Genomic DNA, 16676 nt, shown 5'->3' with positions numbered 1-16676 from the left:
GATAATTAATTAACTGTTGATGCCCGAGATGCTAAAGTGATTAACTGTAACTTTGCGAACCCTGGGAACTATACCATACTCAATCTAAACTATTCTGAAAAATGGAAATTACCTGCTTATTGATTGATGCGGATCAGGACCGCCGCGTACAATATTATTATGCATTGGATCTGTTAGGTAACTGCAAGGCCTGTATCTGTTTTGCAGATATGAACCAGGGGCTGGAATACCTGCAGCAGCATCCCGACTTTCGTCCGGAATATGTATTTGTAAATGTGAACGACAGCTTTCATGCGCGACAATCATTCAGTACAGCCGTGCAGGTGTTGCCCGGCATGACATATGTAAGCATCGTTTTTAGTCAGTACGATGAAGTATATTTCACTTACGACGAATACCGTGTATTTAATCTGATCTCCCGGTTAAAAGTACGCCTGCAGCAGGTGATGGCCCCACGCAGAAAGCCGCTTGCACATGCCGGTTGATCGCTGGTTATAATTTGATAACATACAGGTAACACTAAAAATATTTCTTTGTGCATTGTTTTACATATTTCAGTGTTGCATGTACCGGTTTTGTCAGCTTATAACGATCTTTTTTCTTTCCATCAATGTTGTTGCTAACGCCCAATCCATTCAGGAACCTGCTATTACCGCCGCCATAGCGCTGGGCAGGCAATATCCCGATTCTGCCTTTCAGCTGCTGCGTAATCTTCAGGATGCCGCAGTGAATAAGAAGGACCATCTTACCTCAGCCGTTTGCCTCCAGCAGATGGGCAAGCTTTGTATGGATCAGGGCTACTATTCCAAAGCACTGGAATACTATCAGCAGGCCGAAACCCTGCTGGCCGCATCCGGCAATCGCCGCCTGCATGCCGCCAACCTCAATGAAATGGGGTTGCTGTATTTTCACAATACCAATAAGGCCGCTGCCAAACAGTTGCACGGCCGCGCACTGGCGCTTTATCAGCAAGCTGCCGATACCGCCGGCGTAGCAGCTACCTACGGCTACATTGGCCATCTCTTTGAGAAAAATCAGCAGCACGATAGCGCCTATGCCTACCAGCAACTGGCACTCAAAGCCTATGAAAGCATCCAAGATAATTACGGGATCGCCGGTATCTACGAAAACCTTGGCAGCATCTGCGAGGATCAGGAAGATTACGACTCCGCCCTGGTGCTGTTTCAGAAAGCTCTCGCCATATACGAAGCCAATAACGATAAAACCGGCAGTATAGAGGTAGTGAATAATATCGGCGATGTGTACCGCAAAACCAACCGGTTCCGCCAGGGGATGAGCTACTCCCTGCAGGCACTGGACCTGGCACATGCTACCAATAACAACTACCAGATAGCCGCCGCCTGTAAAGACATTGCCCAAACTTATCACCTGCTGCACCAAAACGACAGCGCCTACCTGTTTATGGAACAGAGCCGAAAGTCGCTCCTTAATATATACTCCGATCAGAACAACCGCCAGATGAACTTCCTCCGCATCATGTACGATGTAAATAAAAAGAACGATGAGATACTCCGCCTGGAAGGGAGTCACCGCATGAATGTAATCATATACAGCGCCCTTGGCGCTGTAGTACTGCTGCTGGGGGTAGTGGGATTATTAGTGATTTCCCGCCAAAAACTCCGGATTTCCGAACAAAAGGCGATCTCGGAGAAGAATGAACAACTACATCTCGCCCAAAAAGACCAGCTGGAACTCAACAGTAAAAAGCTCGCTAACCACACGCTGCAACTCATCCAACGCACACAGTTTATGGACGAGCTAAAGGACAGTATCACCGGCATTGTAAAGGAAGATAAGCGCGATAATAAAAAACAACTTCAACAGCTGCTGCTCAAAATAGAACAGCATCAACACCACGATAAACAGTGGGAAGAGTTTAACAGCATCTTCGGACAGGTGCACCAGGCATTTTTTGATAAGCTCAATGCCTTACATGCTGACCTCACACCCAACGATATTAAACTGGTGGCCCTCCATAAAATGAATATCAATTCAAAAGATATGGCTACCATTTTGGGTATTTCGCAGGACAGTTTACGGGTGGCCAGGTACCGCGTACGTAAAAAATTAAACCTGCCGGAAGGAGACTCCTTAAACACTTTCGCACAGCAAATGTAGGTGTTAACATTCGCTTAATATTGGCTTAACGTAATGGTAATGGTGAATTGTGTAACGGTTAATGTGCTGAAAATTAAATAGTTATAACGTTAATGTATACACGGTTAACGCTTTGTTTACGCCGTTGTTAACGCTGCTAACGATTTGCTTACGCCTGTTTCTTGCCATTTTTGAGGTGCCTCCCCACATTTGCACCGGGTTCGGAAAAACCACCGAAACCTGCAAAAACAACTACCAATGAAATCATTGCTACAAATCTTTCTCTTCGTTTTTCTCGGCATGGCACATGCAATCGCAGGAGGAATCAAAGGGCATGTGTACGACAAAAAATCCGGCGAGTCACTGCCGGGAGTAACCGTTTTATTGCAACCCACCAAACAGGTAGCCGTTACAGGTTTAGATGGCGCCTATGCCTTTAAGGAGGAACCCGCAGGTGATTATACCCTCGTAGTATCACACCTTACCTACAGTTCGCTGAAAAAAGACATTCATATCTTAAAAGAAGATAATCCCCGTTTTGATATTTACCTCAGCGAAAAAAGCAGCAAAGAACTAACGGAAGTAATTATTACCGCCACCGGCAAAGCCTCCTCCGAAAATACGGCCCGTAAAATTGAACAGAAAGCACCGTTTGTGATGAACGCCGTTTCCGGCGCTGCCATTGAAGTATCGCCCGACCTCACCGTGGCCAACGTGATGCAGCGCGTTTCCGGGGTATCCATTGAACGTAGCAGCAACGGAGAAGGACAATACGCCATCCTCCGCGGTATGGATAAACGTTATAACTATACGCTGATTAACGGCGTAAAAATTCCCAGCCCGGATAATAAATATCGCTATGTACCCCTGGACCTGTTCCCGGCGGACCTCCTGGAGCGACTGGAAGTATACAAATCCCTGACACCAAACATGGAAAGCGATGCAATTGGCGGAGTGGTAAATATGGTGATGAAGGATGCTACGCCAGGCCTGCAACTCAACGCAAACATTGCCAGCGGTTACAGCCAGATGACGCACGATAAAGGATATACCGCGTTTACCGCTGATAAGATGAACACTACATCTCCCTATGAAATAAATGGTAAGGGTTACCAGGCCACACCGGGAGATTTTAACAGCGGCACCTTTGATTACAAACGCCGCAACTTTACCCCTAACACCGTAGTGGGCTTCAGTGTAGGTAACCGCTTCCTCCACAACAAACTGGGCGTTATTGTAGCAGCCAGCTACCAGCATAACTTCCGCACCACTACTTCCAGCTTCTACGACCATAGCGTAAATGACGTGCAGCAGTTTGCCGCTATCAACAGTATGAACAACCGCACTTATTATGAACAGCAGCGCCGCAGCGGCTTCCATGGTAAGGTGGATTACGTGTTCAACGACCATAACAAAATCTCTTTCTATAACGCTTTCATGATGCTCACCAACCTCCAAACCCGCGATGGTATCATTACGGAATTTGGTATCGGTGGCTATGATCCGGAGAAAGGGAATGCACAGCTGAAGTATGAAACCCGCACCCGCCGCATCGATCAGCAGATATACAACGGTACCCTGCACGGAGATCACGACCTGCTACCTGGTAAACTGAAGCTGGGATGGTCAGCAGTAGTATCCACCGCCAGAAATGATGTGCCGGATAATACTACCATCACCGTAAACGGTAAACAATCCAATTTTGTATCCACCCGCACCAATGTAGACAGGGCTTCCCGCCGCTGGGAAAGGAATACCGACAACGACCTGGCCGGATACCTCGACCTGACCTATACCACCAAAATCGGAAGCTCCAAAGTAGATTTCAGCGCCGGTGGATTGTACCGCGATAAACAACGCAGCAACTTCTTTAATAACTACACCTTTCTGCCGGCAGTAGCCGCCGCAGCGTATGGCGTGGACTTTACCAAATACACAGACATTAAATGGGATATCCAGAACCCGGGCGGCGCCGTAGCAAACGCGCTGACCTACGACGCTTCAGAGAAAACCGCTGCCGGTTACGGTATGTTTAAGCTGAAGGTAAACGGTTGGGATGTAACAGGAGGTGTGCGTATCGAAAACACCGATCAGGGCTACCATATGTTCTTCCCGCAGGGAGAAAAAAGACCGGTTAACAACCAGGTATATACGGATGTATTACCCAGCCTGAACTTGAAATACGACCTGGGGGGCCATCAGCAGGCGCGCGCCAGCTATTTCCGTTCCGTAAACCGTCCGGGCTTCTTTGAAATTGTGCCGGCTAAAATTGTACTGGAAGATTACATGGAACGCGGTAACGCGGACCTGAAACGCGCCATCGCCGATAACTTCGACGTGCGTTATGAACTGTTTCCCAAGGCAGGTGATCAGCTGCTGGTAGGTGCATTTTACAAAATTATTACTAACCCAATCGAATATACGCTGCAGCCGGATGCTTCCCGTCCGCAGGATTCCTACTACACCCCGGGCAACTTCGGTACTGCCCGTAACTATGGCTTTGAAGCGGATTATATCCACTTCTTCAGCAAACTGGGTGTAAAAGCCAACTATACGTATACCCATTCTGCTATTACTACTAACAAGAGCAAACGAATCCGGGATGAGAAAGGTGACCTGCAAACGATTCAGGTGGATCAAACCAGGCCCATGTATGGTCAGTCGGCGCACATCGCCAACCTTTCCCTGCTTTTCAAGGATGCACGCAGTGGCTGGGATGCACAGCTGGCAGGCGCTTACACCGGCCCGCGTATCAATACTGTTTCACAGTTTCTGGATAATGACCTCTGGCAGAAAGGATTTATACAGATGGATTTGTCGATCGAAAAACATTTCCGCCATCATTTCACCGTATATGCCAAAGCCGGCAATCTGCTGAATACACCTGCCACTATTTTTATTAAAGGCTATAACAAAGAAAATGATGATGTGCCGGGCCAGCCGCTCAACGGCAGGGAAACACTCATCCGCAAAGAAACCTACGGACAAACTTATCTGCTGGGTGTACGCTATAAACTTTAAACATTATAATTATGACTTTCAATAAATATATCTGTTTCCTGTTGCTGGCAGTAATGATGGCCACCGGATGTAAGAAAGCAAATATCGATGTGGATACTACCGGAACGGAAAGCAATACCGAGGGTATTAAAGGTGATGTATACGGCATCTGGACCAAAGGTAGTGTGAAGCGTGTAGTGGGCGACATCACCGTTCCGGAAGGTAAATCCCTCACGATTGAAGAAGGCGTAACGGTTATCATGGATACCCTCGCCAAACCGGAGTTCATCGTAAAAGGAAATCTCTATGCAGTAGGTACACCGGAGTTCCCGGTGAAAATCACCATCGAAGAAGGCTACAGAACGGCTGCCAAAAAATTCGGTAAGCAATGGGGAGGCATCCTCGCGGCGCCTACCTGCCAGGAGTTGCTGCTGGATAATGCTATTATTGAATATGGCGGCGCTACCACTACCGAGGCTTCCGCTTCGGTAAAAGAAGGACTGTACAAGGCGGTGGCCGGCGAAAACCTACCCGCCCTGTGGTTTATCAACAGCAAAGGTAAACTGGTGGTTACCAACTGTATCTTCCGTAACTTCCAGGAAGATTGTACATATATCGAAGGTGGTTCCATCATCTTCTCCAACAACAAATTTTATACAACCGGTTTAACCGGCGGTGAAGGTATTAACATCAAATCCGGCTGTATTGCTGACGTAGCCTACAACCTGTTTTATTCTACCAACACCAACGCTTTAAAGCTCTCTAACTCCGGCGACCGTACGCCGCAGGCGCACGTTGTAGCTTATAACAATACCATCGTTACCACCGGCTGGAGAAGGCCTACCATCAAAGGTGGCAGCGTGTGGCTGGAAGCATCTGTGTATGCAGAGATTTATAATAACCTGTTCGCAAATGCGCGTTTCGGTATTAAACACGATACCAAGAAGCTGGAAGATAGTCGCTCCGTGATCAGTAACAACCTGTACTACGGTTACGATCAAACGACCGTTAACCAGTTTCAGCCGGGCAACGATATTATCGGCGGCAAAAATGAAATCCGCGGTACCAAAGCAGGTGATAATGATCCTAAATTTGTAAACTATCCGCTGTCTACCACCATGAGCAGTCCCGACTTTGACCTTAGCTGGGATTTCCGCCTGCAGTCCGGTTCTCCTGCGATTGGTGCGGGTATTAATACCTTCAGCCGCAACTGGTCGGCCGGTATTGTTATCAATGGTACCCAGTATAGTTCACCGGCGCCATCTGCCAATATCGGGGCATTTGGTGTTAAATAAGCAACTCACGTTTTAAGCTAAAAGCATGAACCATAAAAATAGTATCCTTCTTGCCGGAGCGGCGCTGATACTGGCCGCCGGCTGCAAGAGCGGAAACCGTAATACAGCTGATGCCATCCAGCCTGTAATCGTTACAGAAGCAGTAAAGCATGACTCTGATGATCCTGCTATCTGGATCAACAAGGCCGATCCTTCCAAAAGCCTGGTGATAGGCACTGACAAAGCAGAAGACGGCGCCCTGTATGTATTTAACCTGAAAGGAAAAATTATTCCGGAGCTGGTAGTGCGTGATATTAAACGCCCCAACAATGTGGACATCGCTTACGGACTTATGCTGAATGGCAAACCGGTGGATTTTGCTGTAGCGAGCGAGCGTATGACTGGCAAGCTGCGTTTCTTTTCCCTGCCGGATATGAAGCCCATTGATAACGGCGGTGTGCCGGTATTTGAAGGTGAAACCGGCGAAATGTACCGCGACCTGATGGGCATCGCCGTATATACGTCCCCGGAAGGAAAGCACTATGCCATCGCCGGCCGTAAAAACGGCCCTACCGCAGGTGGCTACCTCTGGCAGTATGAACTCTCCGATGATGGCCAGGGTAAGGTAAAAGCCACGCTGGTTCGTAAGTTCGGGAAATACAGCGGGAAGAAGGAAATTGAGGCAATTGCGGTAGATAATGAACTGGGTTATGTCTACTATTCAGACGAGCAGTTTGGTGTACGCAAATATTATGCAGACCCTGCCAGGGGCGACAGCGAGTTGGCCGTATTTGCCAAAACCGGCTTCACGGAAGATCACGAAGGAATTAGTATCTATAAAACCGCTCCTGATAAAGGCTATCTCCTGGTATCGGATCAGGGTGCCAACAAATTCCAGATCTTCAATCGGGCCGGTAACAACGAATGGTTGAAAACAGTAACGGTGGCCGCTGGCCATAGTGATGGCTCTGATATGGTGAGCACTCCGCTGGATAGTACTTTCAAACATGGATTATTTGTGGTGATGAGCGACGATAAAACATTTCATTTCTATCGCTGGGAAGATATCGGCAAGGACTTGCAGATTAATGAATAGCTTTAGAGACCAGTGCCCGAGGCACTGGTCTCTAAACGTTTCCCAACGCCGAAGGCGTTGGGAAACGTTTAGACATCCATCATAATCTGTTTAATAAACATCGGGTAAGACAACGAATTTGTCGCCGGCAAATTACACTCCGCCACCACACCTGTCAGATACTCCGCATACTCCTGCGGTGCTGCTTCCCCAAACCATTCTATTCCAAAAGTGAAGAATTGCTTGTCCTGAATTTCTAAGGCTGTGTATTCTATCTGGCATCCGCTTTCTAATTTTTGGGAGATGTCAAATACGTTAAAGTCAGCGGTTCCGTTGCGGGTCACCTTCACGCCTGTACGCCGTTTATGCACCCGAACACGCAGATAGTTGTTATTGGTATTTACATCGTCCAGCACGCGATTGGGGATTTCTTTACCGGTCAGCTTTTCCCAGGATTCAATGATGCCCTGTACCGTAGCGGAGAGGCGTACCATTTCAGCAGGCGTCACGCGTCTTTTTAGTTCCATATTACCTTCCCGCAGTTTAATGCTGGAATGATCCATGTTTGGCAGGTAAAAGTAGGTGTCCGTACGCGGTACAGCATCGGAGGGCAGTTTCCCCTGCTGCGCAAACCAGGCGTTGATACCGGGGTCATCTTTAGTAAAAAACCACCTGATTTCCTGGCTGCGGTAGATTGATTTTGGTTGAAAGAAACGGCGGAGGAAGAGCAAAGTCTTTCTCCACCAGGGTATTCGATATGTGTCAAGGGTTTGCATTAGTAATAAGTTACTAAAAAATGCTGATCAATAAAAAAATATTGTTCAGCGGCGTAACGCTGCAAGTGCTTATGAAAAACATGAAAATTGTTGATTGATGGTGGAATACCAGGATACAGTCAATTACGCTGAGATTGTTGATTATCGGTGGAATACTAGCATGCTGTCAATTACTTTGAATTGTTGATTACTGGTGAAATACTAACATACTGTCAATTACATTGATTAGCGGCGTAGAGACGGCTGGCTAGCCGTCTCCTCGAGTCAGTCTCCGCTTAGGTCTTCGATAATGTGAATTGATCATTTGGGAGATTATGTAGTAGATTGAAGCGTAGAGACGGCTGGCTAGCCGTCTCCTCGAGTCAGTCTCCGCTTAGGTCTTCGATAATGTGAATTGATCATTTGCGAGATTATGTAGTAGATTGAAGCGAGGAGACGGCTAGCCAGCCGTCTCTACGCCGCCATGCATTAAATCCTCGTTCCACCTGTCGGTCTACCGCCCTTTCTTATTCAACACACCCTCAATCGGATTCGATCCTTTGATGTCATCATAATTCACCACACCGGTTTTCTTAGCCCAGGCAAAATATGCAGCCGATAGTTCGTTCACCACCTGTGTGTTTTTGGCCGCTACGTCATTGGTTTCTCCCCGGTCAGCTTCCAGGTCATACAACTCCCAGCGATACGATGGATAAATAGATACCAGCTTCCACTTGCCTTTGCGCACGGCCCGGTTGCCTGCCCGCTCCCAGAAAATTGGCTCCACCCGATGGAGGACGCTGTTGTGAAAAAACAATCCTGTCAGGCTCTTGCCAGGCAAAGGATTGGTGGTAACACCGTTATACTGCTGCGGATATTTAACACCAGCCAGGTCATAAAAAGTAGGCGCCAGGTCGATCAGGTGAGCGGTGCCCTGGGAAATGGTGTTAGCCGCTATCTTTCCGGGGAACCATGCAATCAGCGGGGAGCTGATGCCACCTTCGTACATAAAGTTTTTAAACGCACGGAAAGGTGTGTTGGATACATACGACCAGTTTTTCCCCTGCGACTCAAAAGAGCCGGAAGTGCCCACCGGCCCCAGGTTGCGGGCAGCCTTCGCACCGCCATGTGCTACGTCTTCCGCCGGAGCACCATTGTCAGAAATAAAAACGATCAGTGTGTTGTCATCTTTTTTCAGCTCTTTCAGTTTAGCGAGCACCTGGCCTACACTTTTATCCATGTGGTCCACCATGGCAGCGTAGACTTCCATTTTTGCTTTCCAGAGTTGCTTTTCATCCCAGGTGAGACTATTCCATTCCGGAACATCTGCATCGCGCGGTGCCACGGTTTGCCCTGCCGCCAGTATGCCCAGCTGGCGCTGTTTGGCAAGTCGCTCTTCGCGGAGGGAATCCCAGCCGATGTCGTACCTGCCTTTGTATTTTGCGATGTCCTCCGGTAAGGCCTGCAATGGCCAATGCGGCGCGTTGAAGGCGAGGTACAGAAAAAATGGTTTGCTGCTGTTGCGCTGCTGTTCCAGATATTTGATGGCGTGCCCCGCAATCTCATCCGTGAAATAATAGCTATCGTCTGCAGGATGCAGGCGCTTATTATTTTCTTCAATGATCACCGGATACTGGCGGCCAAACAGCGGCATAGGGTTGGCGTTGAAGTAATTGGCGCCACCGCCTATTACCCCAAAAAACTGGTCGAAGCCGCGCTGGTTGGGCCACGACAAGCTATCGTTTCCGATATGCCACTTGCCGGACATCAGGGTGTTATAACCGCCGCTGCGCAGCACTTCCGCCAGTGTGAGGGATTCCCTGTTAAGATATCCCTGGTAGGCTGGCAGGCCAAGGTTTACATCAAAGTAGCCAACACCTGCTTTGTGCTGATACTGCCCGCTCAGCAGCGAGGCACGGGTAGGCGCACAAATGGAGTTGTTGTAAAATTCCTTTAGTCGTAAACCCTCGCTGGCAAGGCGATCCAGGTTAGGCGTGTGTATCTCGGAGCCGTAGCAGCCGAGGTCTGAATACCCCATATCATCCACCATAATCAGGATGATGTTGGGTTTCTTTTGTTGGGCGGTCAGGTAAGCAGGAGTGGTGAACATGCCTGCCATGGCCAGTATCATTAATTTTTTCATGTTGTTATCGGTTTGGTCTTTTATTGTTTTGCGGGGCTGCTGCGGTGTTGGCACCGGTAGGTGCTGCAAAGCCCTGGTTACCCTGTGGTTTTATTTTATCATAGTCCACTACATCATTGGCCTTAGCCCATTGATCATAATCGGCCGCAAGCTCTTTCACTACTTCGGGATGTGCAGCTGCAAGGTTGCGTGTTTCTGCACGGTCAGCGGCAATGTCGAATAACTCCCAATCCTTCGATGGATAAGACGATACTATTTTCCATTTACCTTTACGCACGGCCCGATTGCCAGCCCGCTCCCAGAATAGCGGCTGTGGGCGGCTGATTTCCTGGCCTTCGCGGAAGAGTCGCGCCAGGCTTACCCCTTGCAGCGGATTTGTTTTTACCTGCTGGTAGGTAGCTGGATACTGTGCGCCTGCGAACTCATAAAAAGTAGGTGCCAGGTCGATCAGGTGAGCAGTGCCGGTAGCAATGCTGCCTGCTTTGATTTTATTCGGAAACCAGGCGATGAGCGGGGAACTGATGCCACCTTCATAAGCGCTGGCTTTATACGAACGGAATGGCGTATTGGAAACATGCGCCCAGCTTTGTTCCTGGTAGTCGTAAGAGCCGGCAGTGCCTATGGGGCCTGAGCTGCGTTGCCGCCTGCGGCCGGTAGGAATAAATCCACCCTGCGCGCCGTTGTCGGAGATGAATACGATCAGTGTGTTGTCGTCTTTCTTCAGTGCTTTCAGTGTTTCGAGGATCTTACCTACGCCCTGGTCCATCCGGTCTATCATGGCAGCATATACTTCCATTTTCTTTTGCCATAGTTGTTGCTCATCCCAGGTGAGACTAGCCCATGCCGGTACTTCCGGATCGGGAGCTAACGTACTGTTAGGAGCTATCAGGCCCAGCTGCTGCTGTTTGGCGAAGCGCTCGCTGCGCAGGGAATCCCAGCCAATGCTATATCTGCCTTTGTAGCGGGCAATGTCTTCCGGCTGCGCCTGGAGTGGCCAATGTGGCGCGTTATAGGCCACATACAAAAAGAACGGTTTGTTGGTTTTGCTTTGTTCTTCAAGAAACTGTACGGCGTGGCCTGCAATTTCATCGGTGAGGTATTTGCCCGGTGCGAGGTTGATACGCTGGTTGTTTTCTACCAATGGTACCGGCGGTGCCTTGTCCGTGTAGCCGTTGATGTCATAATAGTTACTGGCGCCGCCAATAAAGCCGAAGAAGCGATCAAAACCGCGCTGGTTTGGCCATGCAATACTATCATCTCCCACATGCCATTTGCCGGACATCAGCGTGCTGTAGCCCGCCTGCTTCAGTACTTCCGCAAGTGTGAGCGATTCCCGGTTCAGGTAGCCCTGGTAAGCCGGCAGCCCGAGGTTGACGTTGAAATAACCTACGCCTGCTTTGTGATTACTCTGCCCCGTGAGCAGGGAGGCGCGGGTAGGTGCACAGATAGAGTTGTTATAAAACTCTTTCAGCCGCAAGCCTTCCGCAGCAAGGCGATCGAGATTAGGCGTACGGATTTCCGATCCGTAGGCGCCAATGTCTGAATAGCCCATGTCATCCACCATAATCAGGATGATGTTGGGTTGTGTTTGTTTTTGTGCAACACTGACAGCACTAAATCCCAGTAGTGCCAGCGACAGGATTTTTATTTTCATATCAGGTAATTGGCAAGGTTAGTAGTTGACCCACAGGGAGTCTTGTTTCAGGTTCGGGTTAAGATTCAGTTCCCGCTGCGGTGTAGGGAAATGTACATGCCGCGGTGCTGCCAGTGTTTTACCGGCGGCCTTCAGCACACGTACATAATAATCCGGTCCACGGCGTACCAGGTCAAACCAGCGCTGGTGTTCATATACAAACTCTTTTCTTCTTTCCTGGAAGATGGAATCGCGGAAGGCATCCACGCCCAACCCTGGGGCCGCATCCGCGAGTTTAGGAATGCCGGCGCGGGTACGTACCTGGTCTATGTACGTATATGCTTCTGCGTTAGGGCCGTGATTAATTTCATTGAGTGCTTCTGCATAAATCAGCAATACGTCCGCATACCGTATAATCGGCAGGTTTACGGAAGATTGCCCCTGGTTGCCTACTACAGCCGGATCGTAGTACTTGTTGAAATGTGGATCAAACGTATACAGCTTTCCATCAACAGGGCTCGTCATCTGCGTAATAAACGTAACCGCCTTACGCGTATCTGTATTACTGAAAGATTCGTATAGTCCTCCCTGTTTGTGCAGGGCATCGGCATAGTCGCCGTTGATGCCGGGTACTTCATTGGCTGCGGACCTGCTACCAAGGCTGTTTCCCTGGTAACCGGCATTGCCCTGGAACTGTGCACTGAAGATGTGCTCTTTCCCGTTTTTCTTATTCACGGCAAACACATCTGCGAAGTTGTCGAACAACGCATACCAGTTTTTGTCGATCACCTCCTTACTTTTAGCGGCTGCCTGCTGCCAGTTTTGTTGTGTGAGGTATACTTTGGCGAGCAGACTTTTAGCGGCACCGCTATTTGCGCGGCCCACACCTGTTGCGGCCGGCGCAGGCAGGTTTTCCGCATCCTGCAGGTCTTTTACGATTTGCGCATATACTGCTGATTCAGTCGATTTGGCCACGTATAGTGCAGATGGATCAAGGGACGCCGGGGTGTGTAAAATCAACGGTACACCGCCAAACCAGCGCACGAGGTTAAAGTAATGTAATGCCCGCAGGAATTTTGCTTCGTTGATAAGGCGTGCCCTGGCATCTTCCGCAATATTTTCTTTTGTTATGGCAGTAATCTTGTCAATAGCCAGGTTGGCGGTGTTAATACCATCATAACTTTGTTTCCAGAGTTGCTCCATGCGATCGTTGGAAGCATCGTGGGTAAGCCCTGAGATAGCGCGTACATGCGCATTGCGGGCACGCGGGCCGGCCTCATAATCATCCGTGGCCATTTCTACACCAATCTGAAACAGGCTGTTGTAAAGGGACTGCCCGGTTTCATATAATTTTCTGTAAGATGCTACCACCGCGGCATCCGCCTGTGCCTCGTTTTTGTAAAAGTTGTCGGATGAAATAATCGCTTTGGGATTTTCATCCAGGCTGGAGCAGGCGGAAAGCACTACAGCCAGCAGGGGAATATGTTTAAGTTTCATGTTGTAAAATTTGAAGCATTAAAGTGTTACACGAACGCCTGCACTCAGCGTGCGGGATACCGGATAAATGCCGGCATCAGTACCCGGCGAAACGTTGCTGCCACTGGTGATTTCAGGATCAAAGCCCGAATAGCTGGTCCAGGTAAGCAGGTTTTGTGCGGTTACATATAGGTTGATGGCAGAGATCTTTCCGGAGATAGCTTTCGGTAGTGTATACCCCAGCGTTACGTTACGCACACGAAGGAAAGAACCATCTTCTATGAAACGATCGGAGAAAACCGGCGCCGGGTCAAGCTTTGCGCGTGGGATGGTTTGACTCGGATGTTCAGGCGTCCACCTGTCGAGTGCGGAAGCCGCAGCGTTTTGCTGGCCGGTAAACAGTTCCAGGTTCTGACGGTTGGTATTCAGGATCTGGTTACCATAGGAGCCTTGCAGGAATATGGAGAGATTAAATCCATGCCATGCAAAATTATTCGTGAGTCCGAAAATAAAATCCGGTTGTGCATTGCCGATAATCGTACGGTCGTTGGCGGTAGTAAAAGTACCGTCCCCGCTGATATCTTTATACAGTCTGTCGCCCGGTTTGGGACTGGCATTGCCGGTATATTTCCCTTTGTCTTTTTCTTCTCCCGTTTGCAGGATACCATCCGTTACGTTGCCATAAAAGCTACCCAGTGGTTCTCCTACTTTAATGATGTAATTGCCGCTGATGTAGGACGATGCGCCGTTGCCGATGGTGAGCACCTTGTTACGATTAAAGGAAATATTGAAGTCGGTGTTCCAGTTGAAATCGCCGATAAAATTCTTACTGTTCACCGTTACTTCCAGTCCTTTGTTGCCTACGGTACCAAAGTTTTGCAGTGAGCTGGCAAAGCCGGAAGTCCATGGTATTTCTACGTTTAGCAGCAGGTTGGAAGTGCGTTTGTAATAGGCATCCAGGGAGATGTTAAGGCGGTTATCGAACAGCCCTACGTCGATGCCACCATTGTACTGATAGGTGGTTTCCCATCCGAGTTGGTCGTTGGGAATACGGGAGGGGGCGAAGCCGGTAACCACGTTGCCGTTAAATAAATATCCCAGGGAATATAAGGTGGCGAGAGACTGGTATTCACCAATTTCCAGGTTGCCCGTGGTACCAAAGCTGGCGCGTATTTTCAGATCGCTGATCCGGCGTGACCATGACTTGAAAAATGGTTCATTACTCACCCGCCACGATGCGGCGGCGGATGGGAAGTTGCCCCATTTGTTGCCTTTTCCAAAGCGGGAAGAACCATCAGAGCGGATGCTGGCAGTTAAATAGTAACGATTATTGTAGTTGTAGTTTACGCGTGCCAGGTAGGAGTGGAGTACCCAGGCCGAAGCGTCGGAGCTGGGGCGGTCAATGGTGGCGCCGCTTTCGAGACTGTTGTAACTCAGGTCGTCCGTTACAAACAGGCGGGAGCCTGCCGTTACCTGCTCCATATTAAATTCCTGTTGGGTGAAGCCCGCCAGTGCATCCAGGTGATGTTTACCGAATGCATGGCTGTAGCTGATGGTATTTTCATTCAGCCAGGAATAAGCGTTATAGGTGCCTCTCGCTGCAATGCCCTTTGTTTGTGAACCTTCGTAGATGTAGGAAGGCGTATAACTTTTTTCCACGGTGTTATTGACATCTGTTCCAAATAGAATTTTAATATTTAAACCGTCGATGATGCTGTATTCTGCGAAACCTGTTGCCAGTAAACGGTTTGCGGTGGATTTATTCTGCGTTTCGTTGAGTGTGGCAATGGGGTTGGCGAAAATATTCTCAAAGGGATTACGCAGCGTATAACTCCCATCCGGTTCATAAATGGTAGCAGTAGGAGGCATGATCAGCAGTGAATTGATAATCCCGGAAGGCGCCACGTTGGCATCGGATTTACTGGCGGTGAAACTGGCACTTATTTTCAGGTTATCTAACGGGTTCGCATCTACGTTGGCCCGTAAGGAAATGCGATCAAAGTCCGTATTACGAATGATACCATCTTGTGTAAAGTAGTTGCCGGACAGGAGGTATCTTGTTTTTGCATTACCGCCGCTGATGCTCAGCTGGTGGTTTTGCGAACCTGCCGTTCGGAAGGCGGCGTCCTGCCAGTCAGTACCGGCGCCAAGCTGGTCTATCTGTTGTTGGGAAAGGTATTGATATTTCCCTTTGGCAGGATTAGTATCATACAAGGCATCGTTGCGGAGAATGGCAAAGTCGTGTGCGTTGAGCACATCCACTTTTTTACGTAGTGTTTGCGAAGCGTAGCTGCCTTCGTACACAATATTATTTCTGTCGGCTTTACCTTTTTTGGTGGAGATGATCACTACCCCGTTGGCACCGCGGGAACCGTAGATGGCAGTGGCAGAGGCATCTTTGAGGATGTCGATGCTTTCAATGTCAGCGGGGTTGATGCTGGCGAGTGGATTGGCAGGTACACCACTGATCACCCCAGCAGTAATGCTGCTGTTGTAGATAGGAAAACCATCGATCACATATAAAGGCTCATTGCCGCCCTGTATTGAGCTGCCACCGCGGATCCGGATGCTCACGCCACCACCGGGCTGGCCGGAAGTTTGCGTTACCTGCACCCCTGATACCGCGCCTTTCAATGCCTGATCAATGGAGCTCACGGGCTGTTTGAGCTGCGCATTGCCTACGCTGGCTATGGCGCCTGTGAGGTCACTTTTCTTTTGTACGCCGTAACCTACTACCACCACATCGTTTAGCTGTGCCTGTACGCTTTCCAGCGCGATGGTGATACTGCCGGTATTGGCAATTATTTCTGCTTTTTTGTAACCGATATAACTAACGATGAGCGTGTACGGAAATTTTTGTCCGGTTACAAAAGCGAAACGTCCTTCTGCATCGGTGGCTACACCGTGGGTAGTGCCTTTGATGTTGACAGCTGCGCCGGGTAAGGGTTCTCTTGTTTTCGCATCTATTACGATCCCGCTTAAATGTGATTTGATAAGGGGAGTAGTGCCTTGTGCCAGCAATAGTGCAGGCAATAGCAATAGCAGTGATAATCCGGTGAATACCAGATTACCGCCATGTATAATTTTTTTCATGGGTGCAATGAGTTTTGTACACGCTGTCTATCCCGGGGTATACGATGGCCGAAGGCCATCGTATACCCCGTTGATCTCACGCGCCTTCGGCGCGTGAGATCAACGGGAA

Annotated in this window: 10 protein-coding genes; 5 read left to right on the top strand and 5 right to left on the bottom strand. The window is 49.1% G+C overall.

Translation table 11 applies throughout. From position 1 onward, the window contains the following. Positions 1–101 precede the first annotated feature (101 nt). The 5 genes from BUB18_RS07355 (at position 102) to BUB18_RS07335 (ending at position 7488) form a co-directional block, all read left to right on the top strand. Positions 102–485, top strand: coding sequence for a hypothetical protein (locus BUB18_RS07355; RefSeq protein WP_073079444.1), 384 nt, complete (start codon positions 102–104; stop codon positions 483–485). Between the two features lie 79 nt (positions 486–564). Beyond that, on the top strand, positions 565–2139 hold the full coding sequence (locus tag BUB18_RS07350) for a tetratricopeptide repeat protein (protein ID WP_073079442.1): 1575 nt from the start codon (positions 565–567) through the stop codon (positions 2137–2139). A 237-nt stretch (positions 2140–2376) separates the two neighbouring features. Next, positions 2377–5139, top strand: a complete 2763-nt coding sequence (locus BUB18_RS07345; protein WP_073079440.1) for a TonB-dependent receptor — start codon at positions 2377–2379, stop codon at positions 5137–5139. Positions 5140–5150: 11 nt separating this feature from the next. After that, positions 5151–6413, top strand: a complete 1263-nt coding sequence (locus BUB18_RS07340) for a right-handed parallel beta-helix repeat-containing protein (RefSeq protein WP_073079438.1) — start codon at positions 5151–5153, stop codon at positions 6411–6413. Between the two features lie 25 nt (positions 6414–6438). Further along, positions 6439–7488 carry a phytase gene (locus BUB18_RS07335; RefSeq protein WP_073079436.1) on the top strand — a complete coding sequence of 350 codons (1050 nt, stop codon included), beginning with the start codon at positions 6439–6441 and terminating at the stop codon, positions 7486–7488. A 68-nt stretch (positions 7489–7556) separates the two neighbouring features. Here BUB18_RS07335 and BUB18_RS07330 read toward each other — a convergent pair whose 3' ends face one another. The 5 genes from BUB18_RS07330 to BUB18_RS07310 form a co-directional block, all read right to left on the bottom strand. Then, on the bottom strand, positions 7557–8243 hold the full coding sequence (locus tag BUB18_RS07330; protein ID WP_143159858.1) for a hypothetical protein: 687 nt from the start codon (positions 8241–8243) through the stop codon (positions 7557–7559). 493 nt (positions 8244–8736) lie between these two features. Continuing rightward, positions 8737–10365: an arylsulfatase gene (locus tag BUB18_RS07325; protein WP_073079434.1), complete on the bottom strand. Its 1629-nt coding sequence runs from the start codon at positions 10363–10365 to the stop codon at positions 8737–8739. Between the two features lie 4 nt (positions 10366–10369). Next, positions 10370–12019, bottom strand: a complete 1650-nt coding sequence (locus BUB18_RS07320) for an arylsulfatase (RefSeq protein WP_073079432.1) — start codon at positions 12017–12019, stop codon at positions 10370–10372. 18 nt (positions 12020–12037) lie between these two features. Then, a complete protein-coding gene (locus tag BUB18_RS07315; protein WP_073079430.1) occupies positions 12038–13495 on the bottom strand; it encodes a RagB/SusD family nutrient uptake outer membrane protein in 1458 nt (485 codons plus the stop codon). Positions 13496–13513: 18 nt separating this feature from the next. Beyond that, on the bottom strand, positions 13514–16567 hold the full coding sequence (locus BUB18_RS07310; protein ID WP_073079429.1) for a SusC/RagA family TonB-linked outer membrane protein: 3054 nt from the start codon (positions 16565–16567) through the stop codon (positions 13514–13516). Between the last annotated feature and the right edge of the window lie 109 nt (positions 16568–16676).

This window comes from Chitinophaga jiangningensis (assembly GCF_900142605.1).
GTDB lineage: Bacteria > Bacteroidota > Bacteroidia > Chitinophagales > Chitinophagaceae > Chitinophaga > Chitinophaga jiangningensis.
The sequence above is the reverse complement of the archived record's forward strand: the minus strand, read 5'-3'. Positions and strand labels throughout refer to the sequence as shown.

Bases quoted from the DNA above. Each gene is read 5' to 3' on its own strand.
- BUB18_RS07335 (WP_073079436.1), top strand. From the start codon at position 6,439: ATGAACCATAAAAATAGTATCCTTCTTGCCGGAGCGGCGCTGATACTG.
- BUB18_RS07310 (WP_073079429.1), bottom strand. From the start codon at position 16,567: ATGAAAAAAATTATACATGGCGGTAATCTGGTATTCACCGGATTATCA.
- BUB18_RS07325 (WP_073079434.1), bottom strand. From the start codon at position 10,365: ATGAAAAAATTAATGATACTGGCCATGGCAGGCATGTTCACCACTCCT.
- BUB18_RS07345 (WP_073079440.1), top strand. From the start codon at position 2,377: ATGAAATCATTGCTACAAATCTTTCTCTTCGTTTTTCTCGGCATGGCA.
- BUB18_RS07330 (WP_143159858.1), bottom strand. From the start codon at position 8,243: ATGCAAACCCTTGACACATATCGAATACCCTGGTGGAGAAAGACTTTG.
- BUB18_RS07320 (WP_073079432.1), bottom strand. From the start codon at position 12,019: ATGAAAATAAAAATCCTGTCGCTGGCACTACTGGGATTTAGTGCTGTC.
- BUB18_RS07350 (WP_073079442.1), top strand. From the start codon at position 565: ATGTACCGGTTTTGTCAGCTTATAACGATCTTTTTTCTTTCCATCAAT.
- BUB18_RS07340 (WP_073079438.1), top strand. From the start codon at position 5,151: ATGACTTTCAATAAATATATCTGTTTCCTGTTGCTGGCAGTAATGATG.
- BUB18_RS07315 (WP_073079430.1), bottom strand. From the start codon at position 13,495: ATGAAACTTAAACATATTCCCCTGCTGGCTGTAGTGCTTTCCGCCTGC.
- BUB18_RS07355 (WP_073079444.1), top strand. From the start codon at position 102: ATGGAAATTACCTGCTTATTGATTGATGCGGATCAGGACCGCCGCGTA.